Below are 22,077 nucleotides of genomic sequence, written 5' to 3' on the forward strand. Positions count from 1 at the left end.
TATTCTACAACTCCTATTGGTTATCTTGAAAAGATTGTTCCGCCCGGTAGCCGCATTCCTCATTGGTACACTTGACATAAGTTTTGTTGCGGCTATTTTTCTGCACCATTAAACTTTGGCAGTTGGGGCATTTTTCTTTCACGGGCAAATCCCAGCTGACAAACTCACAGTCGGGATAATTGCTGCAGCCGTAAAACTTTCTGCCTTTTTTACTGCGGCGCAACACTATGTCGCCGTCACATTCCGGACATTTTACGCCGGTAGGCTCCAGTAAGGGTTTGGTAAACCGGCAATCCGGAAAACCCGGGCAGGCTAAAAACTTACCGTAACGGCCAAACTTAACCACCATATTGCGCCCGCATTTTTCGCAAATTTCATCCGTTACTTCTTCTTGCAGTTCTACTTTACCGATGGCCTCTTCCGCCGCTTTTAAGGTTTGATCAAAGGGGCCGTAAAAGTCTTTTAAAACCTTTACCCAATCCTCTTCCCCTTCGCCGATTTTATCCAGTTTGCTCTCCATTTCGGCGGTAAATTCTACATTAATTATATCATTAAAATATTCTTTAAGTAAATCAACGACAATGATGCCCAGTTCCGTGGGGTAAAACTGCTTATTCTCCCGCACCACATATCCCCGCTTTTGAATGGTATCTACAATCGGTGCGTAAGTGCTGGGGCGGCCGATGCCCTGTTCCTCCAGCGCCTTTACCAAGGTGGCTTCGGTATAGCGGGGCGGGGGTTGGGTAAAGTGCTGCTTGGGATCCAATCCCTTTAAGTCCAACTGTTCCCCTTCATTGAGCGGCGGGATAATCCCTTCCGTTTCCTTTTCATCGGTTTCATCGTCCGTTCCCTCGATATAAACCTGCATAAAACCGGGAAACTTCATAATCGAGCCGTTGGCGCGAAAGATATAATCATTGGCTTTAATGTCAACGCCGGTGGTGTCCATCACTGCCGGCGCCATTTGACTGGCGATAAACCGGGACCAAATCAATTTGTAAAGTTTATATTGGTCGTTGGTTAAATATTGTTTGATTGACGCCGGATCAAGATGTACATATGTGGGGCGAATTGCCTCGTGGGCGTCCTGAATTTTTCCTTCCTTTTTATCTTTGCCCTTTTGCTTTACTTCTTCCGGCACATATGCCGGGCCAAAGCGTTCCAAAATAAACTGCCTGGCTTCTTGTTTAGCCGCCTCTGACACTCTTTGCGAGTCGGTACGAATATAAGTAATCAAACCGGTAGTGCCTTCGCTGCCAATATCCAAGCCTTCATAAAGCTGCTGCGCCACCACCATGGTCTTGCGGGCGGTAAAGTTTAGTTTTCTGGAAGCTTCCTGCTGCAGTGAGCTGGTGGTAAAGGGGGGTGCCGGGTAACGCCGCTTTTCCTTGCGCGTGATTTTATGCACAATAAAGGACGCATTTTTCAGCTCGGCCAGCACTTGCTTCATCTGCTGTTCACTTTTTACTTCCAGCTTTTTGTCGCGGTACTTATTTAGCTTCGCTTCAAAAACACTCTGTCCGGGTTTGGAAAGTTTTGCGGTCAGGGTCCAATATTCTTCCGGCACAAAAGCATTAATTTCTTCTTCCCGATCAACAATCAAGCGCACCGCCACCGACTGCACCCTGCCGGCAGACAGCCCTTTCTTTACTTTCCGCCACAACAGCGGACTTAAGTTATAGCCAACCAGGCGATCAAGAATTCTTCTGGTTTGTTGGGCGTTAACCAAATCCAGATTAATCTTGCGGGGCTGTTTAACCGCTTTTTGAATTGCGGATTTGGTAATCTCGTTAAACTCAATGCGGCAGGGCATATCTTCGTCAATACCCAACAGATGCTGCAAATGCCAGGCAATGGCCTCCCCTTCCCGGTCGGGGTCAGCGGCCAGCAATATGCGGTCCGCTTTTTTGGCTTCCTTTTTTAGCTCCTTGATTATTTCGCCTTTTCCCCTAATGGTGATATATTTGGGAGTAAAATTATTTTCTATGTCAACACCAAACTGGCTTTTCGGCAAGTCTCTGACATGACCCATAGAAGCCTTTACTTTGTAATTCCTGCCAAGAAATTTACTGATACTTTTGGCTTTAGCCGGAGATTCCACAATTACTACAGTCTTTGCCAACTGTTATACACCCCTATACATAACAAAGTTCAATAGCGCAAATATCTTTACTGTTATTTCTAACAATCTATCCAACTGCTCATTTATTTAGAACTGTGCCCAGAATTTATCACGGCATACATTTTGCCGGGCAGTTTTTTTACCAAGCCCTTAACTTCTAAAAAGGTAAGTGCCGATACCACTTCCGCTGAAGGTGCATTTACCTTTAAAATTAATTCTTCCAAATGGAGCGGATCGCCGGTTAACGCCTGATATACCTTTTGCTCTGTAAGGCTGAGCTTTAACTTGCCGAAGCTTTTGGCTTTGGGTTCAGCAAATAAAGTTTCCAGCCCCAGCTCATCTAATATATCGCCAACTTCCGTTACCGGTCTTGCCCCCTGCTTTAACAGTTTAAGGGGCCCCTTGCTTAAACTGCTGAATATACTGCCCGGAACGGCCATCACTTCGCGCCCCTGTTCCAGCGCCAAATCTGCGGTAATTAAGGCGCCGCTTTTTTCCGCCGCTTCCACAACCACCACAATCTTGGCCAGGCCGCTGATAATGCGGTTGCGGGAAGGAAAATGCCAAGCCTCGGGCGGTGAACCCAGCGGAAACTCGGTAATTAACGCTCCCTGCTCGCCGATTTGCTGATATAGCTTTGCGTTCTCTCTGGGATAAACCACATCTAAACCGCAGCCCAACACGGCAAGGGTAAAGCCCTTTGCTTCCAGGCAACCGCTGTGTGCCGCCGTGTCTATTCCGCGGGCCAAGCCACTGACCACTATAACATTATTTTCCGCCAATTCACCGGCTAACCTTCTCGCGGCGGTAATGCCATAAGCCGTCGGCTTGCGGGTGCCCACCACCGCCACCGCCTGTTCATGGTACTTTTGCAAATTGCCGCGCACAAACAATCCCGGCGGCGGATCATATATTTCCCGCAGCGGCTGCGGATAAAGAGGATCGTCAAAGGTAATGAAACTAATTTTGTGCCGGTAGAGCCGGTCCAGTTCGGCATCCAAATCTATCTGCGAGCGCTGCCAAACCAAACCTTCCGCCATTACTGACGTAATATTGGGAACGGCTTTAAGTTCCTGCTCACCGGCCAGCCAGGCATTTTGGGGCCCGTCAAAGTGATCAATAATTTGCCACACTCTTTTCCCGCTGCCCGGCAGTAATAACTGCCAGCCCAGCCAATACTTTTTATCATCCATCAACATCCACCCCGAGGAAATGCACAACCTGTCAACTGCATTAGCCTATTCGGGGCGGAAGATATATTTCCTGCATATTCAGATAATTATTTTGTCCGGCCGATTGTCAATACAGCTGTCAACACATTGCCAGGGCTTAGTTTTTTCGGGGTACATAAAAATATATTTTTGGCAAAATCACTCTGTCAACTCTAAAATAGGGTCCAAATTTTGCCGTACCGTTAACAAATCGGCGTATAAATCGCCGTACACTTTAAGGCGTTGAAAAATTGTTTTTAGATTAAAATTAGCCTGATTTATACCGCCGGCCTCAATTTCACTCCAAGTTAGCGGGGTAGATACCGGCCCACCCGCTTGCGGCCGCAAACTGTACACCCAGGCCATTGTCTTTCCCCGGGTGTTTTGTAGATAATCCAAATAGATTTTTTGCCCCCGTTTGCTTACCGTTCTTTCCGTGGTGCATTTTGCCGGATAAATTTCTTCAATTGTATTGGCGATGTACTTCATCGCCGCGGTAACTTCCTTAAAGGTGTGTTTGGGTTCCAGCGGGATAAAAATATGCAGCCCGCTCAAGCCGGATGTTTTGGGATAGCTTTTAAGATTAAACTCTTTTAAGGCCTGCTTTACCAGCAAGGCTACCTTTAACACTTCATCAAAGGCCATGTTTTGAGCCGGATCAAGATCCAGCACCGCAATGTCGGGGTATTCAATATGTTCTATGCGCGATGTCCAGGCATGAATCTCGATACAGCCCAGGTTAGCCAGCCAGAGCAATACCGGCAGCCGATCGCATACCGGATAATTTATTTTTTTCTCCCCATGGTCAACGGCATGGGTTTTTACCCAGGCGGGAGCGTGCTCCGGACATTCTTTTTGATAAAAATATTCCCCGCCGATACCGTGGGGATAGCGCTTCATCACCAACGGCCGCCCGGCAATGTGCGGCAGCAAGGTTTGTGCAATATCATAATAGTATTTAATTAGCTCACCCTTGGTGATGCCGTCGGTAAACATAACTTTATTTAAGTTGGTAAGCTTCACTTTTATGCCTTCAACTTCTACTACCGCCTCGTCTTTTTTCACCGCCATTTTTGCCAACCACCTTATCCCGCTGATATTAACCATTAGGTTATGCAGATTATCAAAAAATAAAAAAATGCCCCCGGATTTTTTACGTGCATTCGTCCGTTCGTGGGGGCAAATCGGCAAAGTTAGCGGTGGTTTTTTGTTCAAAAACCTGCATGATACTGCGGGGATCTATTTTCCACCAATAACCCAGGCTGTAAATCATTTGTAACTGCAACTCCTTTTTTACATCCTGCGGCCCGTTCACATAATCAATCTGCACTTTAACGTTGACGGTGCGGGTGTTTTTATCCATTTCACCGATTTGATAATCCAGCCCTTTAACGGTGCGGGCCTGCCGGAGAAAATCTTTGGCATCCAGTTCCGGCACCCCGGCCAAAGTGTGCAGGGCAATGTCCGGTGCCTGCTGATCTAAAGCACATAAGGCAATTTCCGCCACTTCTTCCGGATTGGCCGTTTTAAGCATTTCCGGCAGGCGGCAGGCCGCCTTCCACACCATTATTTGGTGCGCCAAATTGGGCTCATCGGGATGGGCATGGGTAGTGCTGCCTAAAAAGTGAATGCAAAAATGGCCGTCAAAGTTATTGTAGCGAATGCGCCCCTCCCCGTGGGGCATGCCGTTCATCGAGGCGGCCAGGCGCATGTCGGCTACCTCCACCACAATGGCCCGCCGCCGCCAGCTCCACTCACCGTTGTAGATTTCTTTCATGATTTCGGTATCGCGGGCGGTCAGCGGCTGCACGTCGGCGTGATAAGTGCCGGCACGGCGCTGCACTTCAAAGCGCAGCCCGGTATCAACATCTTCAACGGTGGCCTTGGTATAGCAGCGGAAAATGTGCCTGGCCTCTTCCCAGGGCATCAATTGCCCGTAAGGGCTTAGCCTTTCCAAGCGGGCAATATAACCGTTAGACATCTCCCTTAAGCGATAACTGGGCAGTACCGCAGTACCGTCCGGCAAAAAATAATCACCGTCTTCTGAGAGCAAATACTGCACTTCTTTCTTACCCTTCTTTACCGTAAGCGAATACAAGGCCAACTGTTTCGGCGGGCCGGGCTGGCGCATTTTTTGCACATATTTCAATGCTTCCAGAATATCTTTTTTGTCCTGTTCATTGGTTACGGTAATCTCCCCCGGCCACCTGAGGGCGGCATAAGTTATTTCCGCCGGCGTTTCCGGCCAGTAAACCCGGGCTAAAAAGGCAATGGGCAGGACAAACAATAAAATTTTCGCCAGCAAACGAAAGCGGATAAAAATTATCCTTTTTAACTTCACGGTGCTCACCCATATCTTTTCCTTCTAAAAAAAGATATGGGTAAAAAACAAAATTATGTCTAATCATTTTTCCAACCGGCACTCTTTAACGTCCTTATCCGGGCGCAGGCCTTTGAAACTCGCATGCCGCAGCCTGCCGTCGGCGGTGAGCTCGCTGTAGTGCACCTCACAAACATAGCGGGGCGCTACCCACTTAGGATTGTGCAGATCCTTTTTCGGCGGCACTTTAAAGGGCGGGGCAGCGGTTTCCAGGGGTTTGAGCAATTCCGTTAAACGCTGCTTTTCACGAAAACTAAAGCCGGTACCTACCTTTCCCCGGTAAGTTAAGCGGCCTTGGCTGAAATCTGCGACAATTATTGCCCTTAAATCATCACTTTGCCGGGCCCCTTCATAACCGCAGATCACCAGATCTGCCGATTTTACCCGGCGAATCTTTTTCCAGCTGTGAGAGCGTTTGCCCGGCAGGTAAACGCTGTCTAGCCTTTTAGCCACTACCCCTTCCAAATCTTTTTCCACACAGGCCCGATAAAAGTCAACGCCCCTTTCGGTAACAAACTGTGAGAGTAGCAAGTTGTTTTCCGCTTTTACCATGGCGGCTAATATTTCTTTGCGTTCTAGCAGCGGCAAATTCATCACCGGCTCCCCGGCGGCATAAAGCACATCAAAGGCGACAAAAACAGCAGGCAGCTTTAATGCCGCCTGCTTAATGCGGACGGCATCATTCGTGCGGCCCCGCGACTGCAGCGCGTCAAATGACGGCATGCCTTTATCCAGCACGATGATTTCTCCGTCTAAAATTGCCGGCAGCCGCCCAACCTGCCGGTGTATACCGCCCAACTCCGGAAAAACCGCGGTTAAATCCTGTAAATTGCGCGAGCGGATTTGCGTGGTATCGTCCAGATAAAGCAGTCCGCGGTAACCGTCCCATTTAATTTCAAAAAGATAATCCCCACTGTCAAAGGGCGCTGAGCTTACCGCCAGCATTGGTTTGAGCAAAGGCAGCGACACAACAGCCAACCTCCTAAATTAGCTTTAGCAGTAGCTTTGCCCTAATCAGCAGGATTTATCTGCTGTTTTTTCCGGCCGGCTGACAATTGGCTGATGAACGGTGTAGGCCTTAAAGATATCGCTGCGGCTGACAATGCCCACCAGCCTGCCGGAAGCATCCAATACCGGCAGGCGGCCGACGCCGTGATCGCTCATCAATACTACCGCGGTAATTAGCGACTGCTCTTCTTCAACGTAAATCAGCCGCTGCTTCAACAGCTCGGCTAAATTTACGTTGTGCTTGCCTTCTCGCAATGCGCGCCGCAGCATTTTGCGGGTAACTATCCCCTGCACCGTACCGTCGGATCTTACCACAACCAAGCCCTGATGGGTGCTTTGCTGTATCTCATTCCAGGCCTGCCGGACTGTGCTCCCTGCAGAAACCGTTTCCGGCATGGGCGTCATTACTTCCTTAATAGTAGTATTGGTCAGCACGTCCGGCCGGCGCATTTGTTCTAAGTCCAAGCCCTGACGGTACAACTTGGTGGTGTAAATGCTGTGCTTGCTCAAGGCGGTGGTAATCACATAGCTGATAATGGCAGTAACCATCAGCGGCAGGATTAATTTGTCGTCACCGCTTAATTCCAGCAGTAAAAAAATTCCGGTCAGCGGAGCAAAAGACCCCCCGGCCAGCACACCGGCCATGCCCACAAAGGCATAAGCCATCGGGCTGGCCACCAACTGGGGAAACAGTTGTTGGACCAACAAACCAAAGATGCCGCCCAGCATGGCGCCCAGGTATAGGGAAGGGGCAAATACGCCGCCCGAACCGCCCGAACCAAGGGTAATGGAAGTGGCCAATAGTTTTAAAATCAGCAGCGCAGCCATTAGCCCCAGCGTGTATTTTCCCGCCAGCGTGATTTCAATGATGTCATAACCTACCCCAAACACCTGCGGAAAATAAAGGCCGATGGCGCCGACAATCAACCCGCCCACCGCCGGCATGAGAAAGCGCGGCTTTAAGGGAATGCTGTTGAAAACATCTTCAATGCGATAAAAGGTTTTGATGTAAACATAAGAAAAAAGGCCGGTGGCAACGCCCAACAGCGCAAAAAGCGGTATTTCCGCCAAACTGCTAAGCACAAACTGCGGTACGGCAAAGGATGATACCGGCAACAAGATGTGGCTGACCACGGATGCGGTTACCGCGGATGTGATCACCATCAAGAGATGGGTAGTGGCAAACTCGCCTAAAATTACCTCTAGGGCAAAAATTACCCCGCCAATCGGCGCATTAAAGTTTGCCGCCACCCCGGCAGCCGCCCCGCAGGCAACCAGCGATCGCATAAAATGAGGCGGCAGTTTTAAAAGCTGGCCAAAGAGCGAGCCGATGCCGGAGCAAATGTGGATAATTGGCCCCACCCGCCCGGCGGAACCGCCGGAACCGATGGTTATTGACGCAGCCAAGGTCTTTACCGCTACCGTGCGGACGGGAATATAACCGCCGTGCAGTATTTCATCCGCCATTACCTCGGGCACGCCGTGCCCTCTGGCTTCTTTCGCTCCGTAATATACCAGCGGCCCGACAATCAAGCCGCCGATAGCCGGCAGCAGCAGGACATAGTACTGCTGCAAAAAAGCAAAAAGCTCTTTGCCCTGTCCGAAAAATATACCGTTAAAAAAGTCCAGCAGCCACAAAAATACAAAAACGACAATACTGCACAAGCCGCCGACTACAATGCCATAGATAATTTCTGTTAAATGACGGTTTTTACTGTTATTGCTTGCCGGCATAACTTACCCCTCGATACTGACTTTTTATTATGTAAACATACCATTATCATACTTCTAATTAACCAATTAGTAAATAATGCCCGGTAAAAAAGCCCAAAACGCTTATTAAATTGCCTTTTGGGCTTTGCGGCGCGAAGCGGCTTTCTTCTTTTTCTCCTTTTCTTGTTTGGCCAAATCAATGCTGGTTTTCAGCGCGGTCATTAAATCCACTACCTTTTCGGTATCCGGCTGCGGCGGCACTTCTACCGCCTCTCCGGCAATTTTAGACTGAATTACTTCCATTAATGCCTGGCGATACTCATTGGTGTATTTGGCCGGATCAAACTCAGCGGAAAGATTGTTAATTAAAGTTACCGCCATTTTCAGTTCATTATCATGCAGCTCAACCTTGTAATTCAGCTCAGGGATGTTTTCCGGCTTGCGCACTTCATCGGGGTAATACATGGTACTCATCATAATAGTGTCCTCTGCCACCCGGATAACCGCCAGCGCCGGTTTGCTGCGGATAACCACCTTCGCCACCGCTACCTTGCCGGTTTCCTGCATGGATTTTTTCAACAGCTGATATACTTTTTGCCCCCCTTCACCGGGCACCAAATAATAAGCTTTGTCATAATAAACCGGGTCGATTTCCTCTAAATTGACAAAATCTATAATATCAATACTCTTGGTTGCCGCCCCCGGCAGGCGTTCAAAATCTTCTTCCTTAAGCACCACATACTTGCCTTTTTCGTATTGATATCCGCGCACGATTTCCTCCGGCGGCACCTCAACATCACAATAGGCGCAATAACGCCGGTATTTTACCGGTGTTTTGCACTTTTCATGCAGGTAGTTAAATTTTATATCCTTATTTTCAGTGGCAGCGTACATTTTAACCGGCACATACACCAGGCCAAAGCTGATTGCCCCCTTCCAAAGCGGTCGCACCTAAAACACCTCCCTTTATTTAGCCTTTTATGAAATATTTTCCCTATAAACCAATCACTTCACCCAATTACCTGGGTTGCTACTAGAATAACCCACTAAAACTATGCTTATCCTAAGTAAAAGAAAATAAGAATGACACATTTTTATTATCCATTTTACCGACTGGCTGCCATTATGCTTTCTGCAAGTATAATGACAAATTATTTAGAAATGAGGCTTTACATTGATCTGGTTATTGATTATCTCGATGGCCGAACGCATGGGGCTGATCATCGCCATTGCCTTTTTGTTCACCCGCTGGACTCGCTTTCGGCAACTTTTGGATCAAAAACCCAGCAATGAAGAAAAGCTGGTGTTGGCGGTAATTTTCGGCCTGTTTGGCATCATCGGCACCTACACCGGAATTACCATCAGCCCGGGGGAAGTACAGCATCAGTTTCCCGGCGAACTGGCTTACGAAGATGCCATTGCCAGCTCCCGGGCCATTGGCGTCATTGTGGCCGGCTTATTAGGCGGCCCGATTACCGGTGTCGGTGCCGCTTTAATAGCAGGCACCCACCGGGTATTGCTGGGGGGGTTTACCGCCCTTGCCTGCAGTGTCTCCACTTTATATGAAGGATTATTGGGCGGCCTTTTTTACAAAATACTTGGGCAGAAAAAAAGCAACCCGGTAAAAACGGCACTGTTGGCCGGTTTATTAGGTGAAATAGGCCAAATGCTGATTATTTTAATGATCGCCAAGCCCTTCTCTAAGGCTTGGCAGCTGGTACAAATCATTGCCGCTCCGATGATCATTGCCAACAGCCTCGGCATTGCCTTGTTTATTGCCATTATACAAATCATCATGGAAAACGATCGGCGGGTGGGTACTGCCTATGCGCAAAAGGCCTTAACTATAGCCAATAAAACCCTGCCCCATCTACGCACCGGTTTAAATGAAAAGTCCGCCCTGGCCACCGCCCAAATTATCTACGATGAAACAAACGTAGTTGCGGTGGCGATAACCGACCGAGAAAAAATTCTCGCCCATGTCGGGCAGGGCGCTGACCACCATTTAGCCGGTGAAGCCATATTAACGGAAGTAACCAAACAGGTACTAAAAAACAAAGAGCTAAAAATTGCCGCCAACCCTTCAGAAATAGTTTGCCGGCATCCCCACTGCCCGCTGCAGTCGGCGATAGTGGTGCCGCTAACCGGCAGCAGGCAAATCTTCGGTTCTTTTAAACTGTATTTTGCCAACAGAAAAATTCCGGACAAATTTATGATTGAACTGGCTCAAGGCCTGGCCCATTTGTTTTCCACCCAGCTGGAACTGGCCGCTGCCGAAAAACAGGCCCGTTTGTTACAAGATGCGGAAATTAAGGCATTACAGGCGCAAATTAATCCCCACTTTCTTTTTAACGCCATCAATACCGTGGTGGCACTAATTCGCACCAACCCAGCAACCGCACGCAAGGTGCTGGTTAGCCTAGGCAGCTATATCCGGCAAAATTTAAAATCTTCATTAAATAAATGGAATACACTGGAGAACGAGCTTAAACACGTACAGGCATATTTGACGGTTGTACAAGCCCGTTTTTCTAACAAACTGCAAGTGGAAATAGATATTCCGCAAAACTTGTACCATTTGCTGCTGCCGCCCCTTACTTTGCAGCCGTTGGTGGAGAATGCTGTGCAGCACGGGTTTGACAAAATAACTGAGCAATCAGCCGTTGCTATCTGCGCGGTGCAAAAAAATAATTATGCGTTGATACAGGTAAAAGATAACGGCAAAGGCATTGCGCCGGAAATTCTTCCTACCTTATTAGAACCGGAAAAAAGAAAAACTACCGACGGCATTGGCTTAATTAACGTGCACAGCCGCTTAGTGGGACTGTTTGGAGCACACTGTGGCTTGCAGATTAAAAGCACATTGGGAGAAGGCACCACAGTAACTTTTAAGCTGCCGATAAACACAAGGGAGGAGCACTGATGCGAGTTGCCGTAGTGGATGACGAAGCGCCGGCCAGAGATGAATTAATCTACCTTTTAGAACAGCATCCCGATGTAGAAGTGGTAGCAGAGGCGGAGGATGCGGCAACGGCAGTGCAGGTATGTTGGCGCCTGCGCCCGGATGTGGTGTTTTTGGACATCAACATGCCCGGAACAGACGGATTGACTGCAGCCCGCCGGCTTGCCGAATTAAGCGAGCCGCCGCTGTTGGTCTTTGCCACCGCCTACGATCAGCATGCGCTGGAAGCCTTTGAAGTTAATGCGGTAGACTACCTGCTAAAACCTTTTTCTGAAGAAAGAGTGGCGGAAACCATTGCTAAACTGCGCAAGCTGGTGAAAAAAAGAAGGGCGGAAACCATTATTGAACAAAAGATTGCCGTGCAAGATGAAGAAGAAATTAAATTGATAGATCCCAAGGAAATAGTATTTGCCGCCAGGGAGGGCCGGAAGGTTGTGCTAAAAACAGCGGACAATAAATACACGGTGGACTTTACGCTGCAACAGCTGGAAAACAAAATAGCGGACAGCGGCTTTTTTCGCCCCCACAACAGTTTTTTAGTCAACGCCGAGATGATAGAAAAAATTGAACCTTGGTTTAACGGCTATCAACTGGTAATGAAAGACCGGGATGCTTCTAAAATTCCCGTCAGCCGCAGCGGCATGAAACAAATTCGCCGCCTGTTAAATATATAAGTAACGCAACCAACTAAGCTTTACTTACGACAGTTGATACCGGGAATATGACCAATGAGACAAATTTTTCACTGCCACCATTTCTTCCGATTTAAAATATAACTGCAAAAAAGCTAAAGGGAGGGAAAATAATGTTCACTTTTCTTCTTGCTATCGCTTTGTTATTAGGCGGCTACTTCGTATACGGAAAATTTGTGGAAAAAGTGTTCGGTATTAACGAAAATCGCCCAACCCCGGCCTATACCATGACTGACGGTGTTGACTACTTGCCGCTCGATACTAAGCGGGCCAGCTTAATTCAGCTGCTGAACATTGCCGGCTTAGGACCGATTTTTGGGGCAATCATGGGTGCGCTGTGGGGCCCGGTGGCCTTTCTTTGGATTGTCTTTGGTAGTATTTTTGCCGGTGCAGTTCATGACTACTTCTCCGGCATGCTGTCGATCAGAAATAACGGTGCCGGCTTGCCGGAAATGGTCGGTAAATACCTTGGCAAGGGCATGCAAACTTTCACCAACGGGTTTGCTCTTATACTGTTAGTTTTAGTCGGTACTGTTTTCATGACCGGACCGGCAAAATTGCTGGCAGACTTAACACCCGGCTGGATGGATTTATCAGTTTGGGTAGGTATTATACTTGTCTACTACATTTTAGCAACGCTTTTGCCGGTTGATAAAATCATCGGCCGTTTTTACCCCATGTTTGGGGCGCTGTTGTTAATTATGGCCGCCGGTGTAGGTTTTTCTCTGCTTTTCCAAGGATATCAAATTCCGGAACTGACTTTAGCTAACCTGCACCCGGATAACGCACCGATTTGGCCGCTGTTGTTTATTACCATTGCCTGCGGGGCGATTTCCGGCTTTCATGCCACCCAGTCACCGATTGTGGCCCGGGTAACCAAAAACGAAAAATACGGACGGCAAATTTTTTACGGCATGATGATCGGTGAAGGGATTATCGCCTTGATTTGGGCCGCTGCCGGTATGACCTTCTATGGCGATACAGCCAGCCTGTCTGCAGTGTTGGCCGGTCCCGGCCCGGCCGGTGTAGTAAAAGATGTGGCCACCACCATGCTGGGGGCGGTAGGCGGCACACTGGCAGTGCTAGGGGTAATTATTCTGCCCATCACTTCAGGTGATACCGCTTTCCGCAGTGCCCGGCTGCTTATTGCCGACTTTTTGAAACTGCCCCAAAGACAAATCGTTAAACGCTTGTCAATTGCGATTCCCATGTTTATCGTTGCTTACACTTTAACTAAAATTGACTTTAACTTCCTATGGCGGTATTTCTCTTGGGCCAACCAAACAACGGCAATGATCATGCTGTGGGCCGCTGCAGTTTACTTGCTGCAGGAAGGCAAAAACCACTGGATTGCGTCCGTGCCGGCTGCCTTTATGACCATGGTGTCATTCACCTACATCTTAATGGCGCCGGAAGGTTTCCAACTTCCTACCGCCATCTCTTACCCGCTGGGTGCTATCCTGGCAATGATTCCGATTGGGCTGTTTATTGCTAAGGCAGTAAAAATCGGCAGAAAATCGCTGGCAGCAACTGCTAAAAAGCCTACCGTTGATGAAGAATAAAAAAGTAACAGGCGGGGTATGCCCCGCCTGTTGCTTTTTTTGTATGTCGTTAAATAAAATTTTTCGTTACCTTTTCGCCGTCATAACTAAACAGCACCGGCTTATGATCAACCACCGTTTCTAAGTGTACCGGCCGCCCCCAGATTAAATGCACATGGGGCAGCGTTTTTTCTAAGTGGGCTAAATCCAGGTCCAACCCTTCATGCTTATGTAAGAGATAAAGTTCTCCCCGTTTTAAATAATCGCCGTCTTTAACCACCACAACCGGCACACCGCAGTTAGTTAAATTCTTTACCAGCTCATCCCGCACATTCCGCCAGTTTTTATCCACTATTTTATAATCTTGACCCACAAGGCGATAAAGATATAAATCCATTTCTTCCACCAGTTCTTTAGTTAAATAATTTCGTAAAAAACTGACATCGTTGTCTACCGCGCGCACTTCAAAAATTTTTTCTCTTCCCTCTCCCCCCGGGCGGCCATACTTTTCGCGCTCTTCAACAGTAGGATGATCCCATCTTTTTTCAATATCTTCAAAGATTTTCATGCCCAAGTAATAGGGGTTGATGCCGGTGGCAGATTTTTGGATCACTTCGGCATGCATTTTGGCGAACTCCACGGCATCTGCTTCCGCTAAATCCAGTTCCCGCATAATGCGCACATGCCAGTAAGAAGCCCAACCTTCGTTGATTATTTTAGTTTGCATTTGCGGCCAAAAATAAAACATCTCATCCCGCAGCACCGAAATAATGTCCCGCTGCCAGTCTGCCAAATCCTTGGCGTGTTCCATTAAAAACAGCATTAAGTCGTTTTCATGCCCTTCGGGAAAGGGTCTGGCTTTTTGTTCACCCTTATTGCCGCAGGCACAAGCTTGGAGCCGGTCAAGCTCCCATAAATCATCGTAAGGTGTAGCCTGTTTATTACAGCATTTTTCTTCTTTGCTTGGTTCTTTTATGTAATAGTGAGGATCGATGTGCTGCTGCAATGCCAGTGCCGCATCTAAAAACCGCTCTACCCGTTCGTACCCGTACTGCAGTTCATAGCGGCGAAAACGCTCGGCGGCAACGGACATTGATTCCATCATATCCCGGTTGGTATGGCGAAACCAGGCGTTGTTTTTGAAAAAATCACAGTGAGCCAGCACATGGGCTACCACCATTTGATTTTGAATTAAACTGTTGCCTTCCAGCAAAAAGGCATAACATGGGTTGGAATTAATCACCATTTCATAAAGCCGGCTTAAGTTATAGTCATATTGCGTCTTCATTTTATGATACATTTTTCCAAAGGACCAGTGGGTGTACCGCGTCGGCATGCCGTATGCCCCAAAGGTATAAATAATATCTGCCGGGCAGATTTCAAAACGCATCGGATAAAAATCCAGGCCGAACTTTTGAGCGATATCAATAATTTTTTGGATTGATTTTTCTAAAATTTTAATTTCCCGGTCCATGCCACCCCCGCCTATCTTCACCTGCTTGAACGGTCGCTGAAAAAGGCCTTTAAAGCCGGATAAACCCCGTGTTTATCGCGAATACTGACAACGGTAAACTTTTCGTTTTCTATCCGTTTGAAGGCTGTTTTAAGCGTGCTGGTGTAATAATACGGGCCTTCGATTTCGCCGTAGCCGATTAAGTTGCAGTACTCCAGCAGTTTGGTTACCAGTTCAACACAGCGCTCGTTATCGGTATTTAAATTGTCGCCGTCGGAAAAGTGAAAGGCATAAATGTTATAATCCTTTGGGTTATACCGCTTTTCAATTAAATCTAAGGCTAATTGATAAACTGACGAACACTTGGTGCCTCCGCTTTCGCCTTTGGTGAAAAATTCCTCTTCGGTAACTTCTTTTGCTTCGGTGTGATGGGCTAAAAACGCAATTTCTACCTGCTGGTATTTGCTGCGCAAAAAGCGCACCATCCAAAAAAAGAAACTGCGGGCAATATACTTTTCATAGGGACCCATGCTGCCGGATGTATCCATCATCGCCAGCACCACCGCAGCGGACTCATACTTATAGTTGGTTTCCCAAGTTTTATAGCGTAAATCCTCCGGCATGATGCCGTAAATGCCGGGTTTACCCTTTTTGGCATTGCGCTTGAGGGTTTCCAGCAGCGTCCGCTTGCGATCTATGTTGCCGGAAAGCCCCTTTTTTCGAATGTCGCGAAATTCTATTGCTTCCGATGCCAGCCGCTTGCTGTGTTTTTGCTTTAAATCCGGCAGCGTGAGATTTTCAAACAGCATCTCAGATACTTCTTCCAGGCTGACATCCGCCTCGTAGAAATCTACACCGGGTAAGTCTCCCGCCCTTTTGCCTTTGCCGCTGCCCTGGGGGCGGCTGCCGCCAATGACATCCCCTACCTTGCTATTTCCGTCGCCCATGCCGCCGTGCTTTTGCTTGCGGTGGTCGTAGCGAAAGCGGTATTCTTCCAGTGACCTAATCGGCACCCGGATGATCCTGTTTTTATCAGACATAATGATGCTTTCTTCAGTAATGATATCAGCTAAATTATTTTTAATTGCCTGGCGTACCTTTTCCCGGTGCCGCTGCTGATCTAGCTCTCCCTTGCGGTGCAGCGACCAGTCTTCCTTGGAAACAATGCATTCCACAGCTCTCACCTACCGATTCAACAAACTGCCCACGTACTTTAACAATTCATTGGCACAGATTGGGCAGTAACCGTGTTCAGATATCAAACGGGCGCTTACTTCGTTAATGCGCTTTAACTGTTCGGCATCGGGAGTTTTAGTAGAGGTGGTGATTTTTACTACGTCTTTTAAGTCGGCAAACAGTTTTCTCTCAATGGCCTCCCGCAAGCGCTCGTGCGACTGATAATTAAACCGCTTATTTTTACGGGCATATGAGGATAAACGAATGAGAATTTCTTCCCGAAAGGCCTTTTTGGCATTTTCTGATACGCCGATTTGTTCTTCAATTGAACGCATTAACCGCTCATCCGGGTTAATTTCTTCATCTGTAATCGGATCCTTCAACTTTACCCCGTTGCAGTAAGCCTCGACGTTATCTAAATAGTTTTCAAACAGCACCTTGGCATTTTCTTCAAAAGAATAAACAAATGCCTTTTGCACCTCTCTTTTAGCTATTTCGTCATATTCACGCCGGGCAATGGAGATAAAATTAAGCAGTTTTTCTTTATCTTCTTTGGTAATGGAAGGATGCTGATCCAGGCCGTCTTTAAGTGAGCGCAGCACATCCAGCGGGTTAATGCACTTGGTATCGCTGCGAATTAGCGCACTGGACAGGCGATTGATTACATACCGGGGATCCACACCGCTCATCCCTTCGTCTTCCGCTTCCTGCCTAAGCTCATCTATATCCTTTTGCTTAAAACCTTCAACATCTTCGCCGTCATACAACTTCATTTTTTTGACAATATCCATTCCCTGCTTTTTGGATTCCTTCAAGCGGGACAATACCGCGAAAATGCTGGCCACTCTTAAGGCGTGCGGTGCTATGTGAATGTCTTTTAGATCACTTTGTTTAATTAACTTATTGTAGATTTTAATTTCATCGGAAACGCGCAGGTTATAGGGAACCCTGATGACAATCATGCGGGATTGCAGCGCTTCGTTTCTTTTATTGGAGATAAAGGCGCGGTATTCGTTTTCATTGGTATGTGCGACAATCATCACGTCGGCATAAATTAAAGCAAACCTACCGGCTTTGAAATTTCCCTCTTGAGACAGGGACAAGAGGTTCCACAGAAACTTTTCATCGCATTTAAGCATTTCCTGGAATTCCATTAAGCCCCGGTTGCTGATGTTTAACTCGCCGTCAAATCGATAGGCCCGCGGATCGCTTTCTGAGCCGTATTCGGCAATGGTGGAAAAATCAATGCTGCCGGTTAAGTCTGCAATATCCTGACTTTTGGGATCAGACGGCGCAAAGGTGCCGATTCCTACCCGGTCATCTTCACTGATAATTACCCGCTCTACCGGTACTTTTTCAATGTCTCCGTTAAATTCCGTCTCCAGCCGCAGACGGCAGACCGGGCATAAGTCTCCTTCAATATAAACGTTGTACTCTTCCATAAATTCTTTGCGCAGTTCATGGGGAATGAGATGCAGAGGCTCTTCGTGCATGGGGCAACCCTTTATTCCGTACAGCGCCCCCGCATCGGTGCGCGAGTACTCTTCCAAGCCTTTTTTCAGCATCGACACCAATGTGGATTTGCCGCCGCTTACCGGCCCCATTAACAACAAAATGCGTTTGCGCACATCAAGCCGGCGGGCGGCAGGGTGAAAATACTCTTCCACCAGCTTTTCTAAGGTTGTATCCAAACCAAAAATCTCTTTATTAAAAAAGTTATAACTTTTTACACCGTTAATCTCTTTAAAACCGGCGTCTTTAATCATGTTATATATTCGGGCATGAGCCAATTGCGCCACATGCGGACGTTCTTTGACGATCTCTAAATAATCTTTAAAGGTCCCTTCCCAAGCCAATTCCTTCTCTTTTTTTTTATACTCATTCAACCGCTTCAAAAAATCCAACCCGTGATCACCACTTTCTTTATGAGATTGGCAAAACACATACCTTACAAGCGCACTAGACAGCAATTATTTTATGTTGTTACATTATATGCATAAAGAAAACAAAAAGAAGAGCAGCCTAAATGTTTTCGGTATAGTGGAAAGTGGAGAACGGAAAGTCAGTTAGTGTGATAAGCGCTCAACAGGCTGGACAAAAGTAACGGCACGGTTTCAACCGTGCCGTTAAACTTAACATGGCAGGTGCCATGGAGTTGTTTTTTTAGGTGGGGCTAACCAGGCGGGCTACAAACTTGGAGCCGCACTTGGCACAAGGCAGTATACCACCCAGGTTTCAATTCCTCATAGGTAGGCTACAAACAAAGATGTATCAACATCACCCCATATTTTCATTTGAGTTTCAATTCCTCATAGGTAGGCTACAAACCATTAATTAGGACGTTTTGCGTCCCGTGCAAACCGTCGTTTCAATTCCTCATAGGTAGGCTACAAACTCACTGACGCTGAAGAGGAAGGCGGGAGAGCATGGGGTTTCAATTCCTCATAGGTAGGCTACAAACAGGGATTATATACACAAACGATAGCCGAATTGTGGAGTTTCAATTCCTCATAGGTAGGCTACAAACATGTATCAAGCCATTGGTGCCTTGTCCCATTAGAGGGGTTTCAATTCCTCATAGGTGTTAAAAACGGTGATAAAATCCCTATAATCACCGGGGAAAAAATCCCCACCCCCTAGAAATATAAACACCGAAGATCTGGCAAATCGGAGGTGTTTAAAATTTACGTAGGGAGTGGGGAATGGTTGAACATTAAGCAAATGTATGAAAATGGTGTTTCTATCAGCGAAATTGCTCGCCGTACCGGGCGAGACCGCAAAACCATAAGAAAATGGATACAATCTGATGGTCCGCCCAAAAAAGTTAGGCGGAGAAGACCTAGTAAGTTAGATGAATATAAAGAATATATAGTTTCCCGTATGCAAGAAGGTGTACTTAACGCCACCGTCATCTATGATGAAATAAAAGATAAGGGCTATAAAGGTAAAATTACCATATTGAGAGACTTTATGCAGCCATACCGGCCAGTATTAAAGGCCCAAGCAACCGTAAGATATGAAACAAGACCTGGTGAACAGGCCCAGGTAGATTGGGCTCATTTCGGCTATATCATCGACCTAGATGGAGCACGCCGTCCCTTGTATTGCTTTGTTATGGTATTAAGTTACTCACGTATGCTCTATCTAGAGTTTACCACATCTCAGGATGTTGCAACACTATTAAAATGCCACATTAATGCTTTTGAATTTTTTGGAGGCATACCAAAAGAAATACTTTACGACAACACCAAGACAGTAACCCTGGGGCGTGATGATAACGGTCATATCATCTGGAACGAACGGTTTTTGGATTTTAGTGTTCACTTTAATTTCAGTCCCCGGCTTTGTCATCCGTACAGGGCGCGGACTAAAGGCAAAGTAGAACGCCCAATCCGGTATATCCGGGAAAACTTCTTTCCCGGGCGCAAGTTCAGTTCCTTGGAAGACCTCAATTTCCAAGCCCACAAGTGGCGGGATGAAAAGGCCAACGTACGTATTCACTCTACTACTCTAGAAAAGCCGGTTACTCGGTGGGCCCATGAGTTATTGCAGCCATATACCGGTTACACAGACTTTGACTTGGCATATTACTGCCAGCGCAAAGTCAGCCGAGACTGCTTTGTTTCCTACAAATGCAACTTCTATTCTGTACCCTGGCAGTTAATCGGACGAGATGTTTTGCTTAGAATTATCGGGGACCAACTACAAGTATATTGGCAAGGGCAAATGCTCACTCAACACACCCTGGTAAAACATAAACGTTATCAGCGTATTGCAAAACCGGAACATTACTATGGGCTTCCTGGCCAAAACATTACCAGCCAGCGCAGAAAAAACTCTGTAACAGTGCTTCAACCGCCTCAGGTTGAAAAAAGGCCTTTAGACTACTATGAATCCCTGGTTTGGGAAGGTGTATAGCAATGCTGCAGATTGAAATATTGCGTGAACATCTTACCGAACTGGGGCTAAAAGAAATGGCCAGAACTTTAGAATACCGGCTTCAAGAAGCAGTTGATAAAGACCAAACATACTTTGATTTTCTAAATACACTGGTAGAGGAAGAATTATCAGCCCGGAAGGACCGTGCATTTAAAACCAGGTTAAGCATGGCACGACTTCCCTTCCAGAAGACTATTGCCGATTTTGACTTTTCATTTCAACCATCAGTAGATGAACGGCAAATTAAAGAATTGGCCACTTTACGGTTTGTACATGAGGCCGGGAATGTAGTTTTCTTAGGGCCGCCGGGAGTGGGGAAAACGCATTTGTCGGTAGCCCTTGCTATGGAAGCTATTGCCCAGGGAGCAACTGCATATTTTGTAAAGACTGATGAACTTATTGCCGATCTAAAGAAAGCTTATGAGGAAAATCGCCTAAAAAAGAAGATGAAAAAGTATATACGTCCGAAAGTTCTCTTAATTGACGAAATTGGCTACCATCCGCTAGACAAGCTCTCAGCATCTTTATTCTTCAATATCATATCCGAGCGGTATGAAAACGGGAGTATTATCCTTACTTCCAACAAGAGCTTCACGGAATGGGCTGATATATTTGGTGAAAGTGTCATAGCTACTGCCATTTTGGACAGATTATTGCACCATGCTAGCATTGTTAACATTCGCGGCTCCAGTTACCGCATGAAAAACAAGAAAAAATCAGGCTTATGCCTTAGTAAGGGGGATGATGAAAGCTAGATAATTTTACACTAGGGTGGGGAATTTCTCACCGGAGAAATCGGGGAATTTTAAACCGGTGTTGACATAGGTAGGCTACAAACTGTCGGGTTCGGGAGATACAACAACAACATTATTATGTTTCAATTCCTCATAGGTAGGCTACAAACTCCCGTTGCTGCAGCTGCATGGCAGCATGGGTTCTAGTTTCAATTCCTCATAGGTAGGCTACAAACGGTTTTTTTGCCTACACTGTACGGTGTATTCTGACCCGGTTTCAATTCCTCATAGGTAGGCTACAAACCGAGGGACGCAATTCAATTCAGGCTACTTATACGAGTTTCAATTCCTCATAGGTAGGCTACAAACTGAGCTTGGAAGGCGACGCAATGCCGAAAAAGTTTTGTTTCAATTCCTCATAGGTAGGCTACAAACGGCCTGTTGAAACGCCTTAGCCAGCTTTTCAAACTCGCGTTTCAATTCCTCATAGGTAGGCTACAAACGAGCCGCTTTCGGGCCCATTTGTCTGAGTTCTTCGATGTTTCAATTCCTCATAGGTAGGCTACAAACCCCACCCGCAACAGCGGAACAGGCTATAACACATAGTTTCAATTCCTCATAGGTAGGCTACAAACCGAAAGCGGAGACAGGGCGAAGACGCTAGAAAACGCCAGTTTCAATTCCTCATAGGTAGGCTACAAACCGCCGTACACCACGGCAACAACATCTTGCCCCGATAGTTTCAATTCCTCATAGGTAGGCTACAAACGAGGGATTTATATTATGAAAATGAAAATCTTTACTATGTTTCAATTCCTCATAGGTAGGCTACAAACGCGGGAGATTGAAACACGGAATGACAAGGAGGAAGCAGTTTCAATTCCTCATAGGTAGGCTACAAACCGAGTTCCCGAAGTTTCCTCCGAAAACCTTTTTTGTGTTTCAATTCCTCATAGGTAGGCTACAAACCAGGCCAGCAACGCGCTCTACCGGCAACCGTCCAGCGGTTTCAATTCCTCATAGGTAGGCTACAAACTTTTGGGAGCAGGAACTGGGGTTAAAAACCGATACTTGTTTCAATTCCTCATAGGTAGGCTACAAACTTTTGGCCATCTTTAAGCAAGTGTTGCCCAACATATAGTTTCA

The 22,077-nt window shown here is 46.9% G+C and carries 15 protein-coding genes and 2 CRISPR repeat arrays (1 of these 17 only partly in view); of the genes, 5 read left to right on the forward strand and 10 right to left on the reverse strand.

All coding sequences use genetic code 11. The features are described from left to right. Window positions 1-13: 13 nt before the first annotated feature. The 7 genes from topA to ku all read right to left on the reverse strand — a co-directional run bounded on the left by topA (window position 14) and on the right by ku (window position 9,385). Complete coding sequence (gene topA, locus ACZ5NG_RS06340) at window positions 14-2,122, reverse strand: type I DNA topoisomerase (RefSeq protein WP_464250985.1); 2,109 nt, start codon at window positions 2,120-2,122, stop codon at window positions 14-16. Between the two features lie 83 nt (window positions 2,123-2,205). Then, window positions 2,206-3,315, reverse strand: a complete 1,110-nt coding sequence (dprA, locus tag ACZ5NG_RS06345) for a DNA-processing protein DprA (protein WP_464250986.1) — start codon at window positions 3,313-3,315, stop codon at window positions 2,206-2,208. 177 nt (window positions 3,316-3,492) lie between these two features. Further along, entirely contained in the window at window positions 3,493-4,404 is a 912-nt protein-coding gene (ligD, locus tag ACZ5NG_RS06350; protein WP_464250987.1) for a non-homologous end-joining DNA ligase, read from the reverse strand. An 82-nt stretch (window positions 4,405-4,486) separates the two neighbouring features. Continuing rightward, a complete protein-coding gene (locus ACZ5NG_RS06355) occupies window positions 4,487-5,674 on the reverse strand; it encodes a hypothetical protein (RefSeq protein ID WP_464250988.1) in 1,188 nt (395 codons plus the stop codon). Window positions 5,675-5,737: 63 nt separating this feature from the next. After that, complete coding sequence (ligD, locus tag ACZ5NG_RS06360) at window positions 5,738-6,682, reverse strand: non-homologous end-joining DNA ligase (RefSeq protein WP_464253114.1); 945 nt, start codon at window positions 6,680-6,682, stop codon at window positions 5,738-5,740. A 45-nt stretch (window positions 6,683-6,727) separates the two neighbouring features. Further along, window positions 6,728-8,455, reverse strand: a complete 1,728-nt coding sequence (locus ACZ5NG_RS06365; RefSeq protein WP_464250989.1) for a chloride channel protein — start codon at window positions 8,453-8,455, stop codon at window positions 6,728-6,730. Between the two features lie 105 nt (window positions 8,456-8,560). Continuing rightward, the gene (gene ku, locus ACZ5NG_RS06370) at window positions 8,561-9,385 is read right to left on the reverse strand and encodes a non-homologous end joining protein Ku (protein ID WP_464250990.1); all 825 of its coding nucleotides are present in this window, start codon (window positions 9,383-9,385) and stop codon (window positions 8,561-8,563) included. Between the two features lie 223 nt (window positions 9,386-9,608). Between ku and ACZ5NG_RS06375 the strand changes: the two genes are divergently transcribed. The 3 genes from ACZ5NG_RS06375 to ACZ5NG_RS06385 all read left to right on the forward strand — a co-directional run bounded on the left by ACZ5NG_RS06375 (window position 9,609) and on the right by ACZ5NG_RS06385 (window position 13,650). Next, window positions 9,609-11,357: a LytS/YhcK type 5TM receptor domain-containing protein gene (locus ACZ5NG_RS06375; RefSeq protein WP_464250991.1), complete on the forward strand. Its 1,749-nt coding sequence runs from the start codon at window positions 9,609-9,611 to the stop codon at window positions 11,355-11,357. Beyond that, a complete protein-coding gene (locus ACZ5NG_RS06380; RefSeq protein ID WP_464250992.1) occupies window positions 11,357-12,070 on the forward strand; it encodes a LytR/AlgR family response regulator transcription factor in 714 nt (237 codons plus the stop codon). The genes ACZ5NG_RS06375 and ACZ5NG_RS06380 overlap by 1 nt, the downstream gene beginning before the upstream one ends. A gap of 131 nt (window positions 12,071-12,201) precedes the next feature. Then, the gene (locus ACZ5NG_RS06385; RefSeq protein WP_464250993.1) at window positions 12,202-13,650 is read left to right on the forward strand and encodes a carbon starvation CstA family protein; all 1,449 of its coding nucleotides are present in this window, start codon (window positions 12,202-12,204) and stop codon (window positions 13,648-13,650) included. Window positions 13,651-13,699: 49 nt separating this feature from the next. On the opposite strand, the gene ACZ5NG_RS06390 is transcribed toward ACZ5NG_RS06385, so the two are convergent. Genes ACZ5NG_RS06390 through ACZ5NG_RS06400 form a run of 3 tightly spaced genes read right to left on the reverse strand, consistent with a single transcriptional unit; the run spans window position 13,700 to window position 18,162 of the window. Then, on the reverse strand, window positions 13,700-15,103 hold the full coding sequence (locus tag ACZ5NG_RS06390) for a SpoVR family protein (protein WP_464250994.1): 1,404 nt from the start codon (window positions 15,101-15,103) through the stop codon (window positions 13,700-13,702). 17 nt (window positions 15,104-15,120) lie between these two features. Continuing rightward, a complete protein-coding gene (gene yhbH, locus ACZ5NG_RS06395) occupies window positions 15,121-16,266 on the reverse strand; it encodes a sporulation protein YhbH (protein WP_464250995.1) in 1,146 nt (381 codons plus the stop codon). Next, window positions 16,267-18,162, reverse strand: coding sequence for a PrkA family serine protein kinase (locus ACZ5NG_RS06400; RefSeq protein WP_464250996.1), 1,896 nt, complete (start codon window positions 18,160-18,162; stop codon window positions 16,267-16,269). Window positions 18,163-18,490: 328 nt separating this feature from the next. After that, window positions 18,491-18,785: direct repeats of the CRISPR family, unit length 30 nt; unit sequence GTTTCAATTCCTCATAGGTAGGCTACAAAC. Window positions 18,786-18,964: 179 nt separating this feature from the next. On the opposite strand from ACZ5NG_RS06400, the gene istA reads away from it, so the two are divergent. After that, entirely contained in the window at window positions 18,965-20,176 is a 1,212-nt protein-coding gene (istA, locus tag ACZ5NG_RS06405) for an IS21 family transposase (RefSeq protein ID WP_464250997.1), read from the forward strand. A 2-nt stretch (window positions 20,177-20,178) separates the two neighbouring features. Further along, window positions 20,179-20,952, forward strand: a complete 774-nt coding sequence (gene istB, locus ACZ5NG_RS06410; RefSeq protein WP_464250998.1) for an IS21-like element helper ATPase IstB — start codon at window positions 20,179-20,181, stop codon at window positions 20,950-20,952. Window positions 20,953-21,071: 119 nt separating this feature from the next. Further along, window positions 21,072-22,077: a CRISPR direct-repeat array (repeat unit 30 nt; unit sequence GTTTCAATTCCTCATAGGTAGGCTACAAAC); it runs 2,359 nt beyond the window's last position.

The sequence above is a fragment of the Desulfovectis peckii genome (assembly GCF_055391705.1).

Coding starts and splice junctions, on each gene's coding strand:
- dprA (WP_464250986.1), bottom strand. CDS start 3,315: ATGGATGATAAAAAGTATTGGCTGGGCTGGCAGTTATTACTGCCGGGC.
- ligD (WP_464250987.1), bottom strand. CDS start 4,404: ATGGCGGTGAAAAAAGACGAGGCGGTAGTAGAAGTTGAAGGCATAAAA.
- ACZ5NG_RS06365 (WP_464250989.1), bottom strand. CDS start 8,455: ATGCCGGCAAGCAATAACAGTAAAAACCGTCATTTAACAGAAATTATC.
- ACZ5NG_RS06380 (WP_464250992.1), top strand. CDS start 11,357: ATGCGAGTTGCCGTAGTGGATGACGAAGCGCCGGCCAGAGATGAATTA.
- ACZ5NG_RS06385 (WP_464250993.1), top strand. CDS start 12,202: ATGTTCACTTTTCTTCTTGCTATCGCTTTGTTATTAGGCGGCTACTTC.
- ACZ5NG_RS06390 (WP_464250994.1), bottom strand. CDS start 15,103: ATGGACCGGGAAATTAAAATTTTAGAAAAATCAATCCAAAAAATTATT.
- istB (WP_464250998.1), top strand. CDS start 20,179: ATGCTGCAGATTGAAATATTGCGTGAACATCTTACCGAACTGGGGCTA.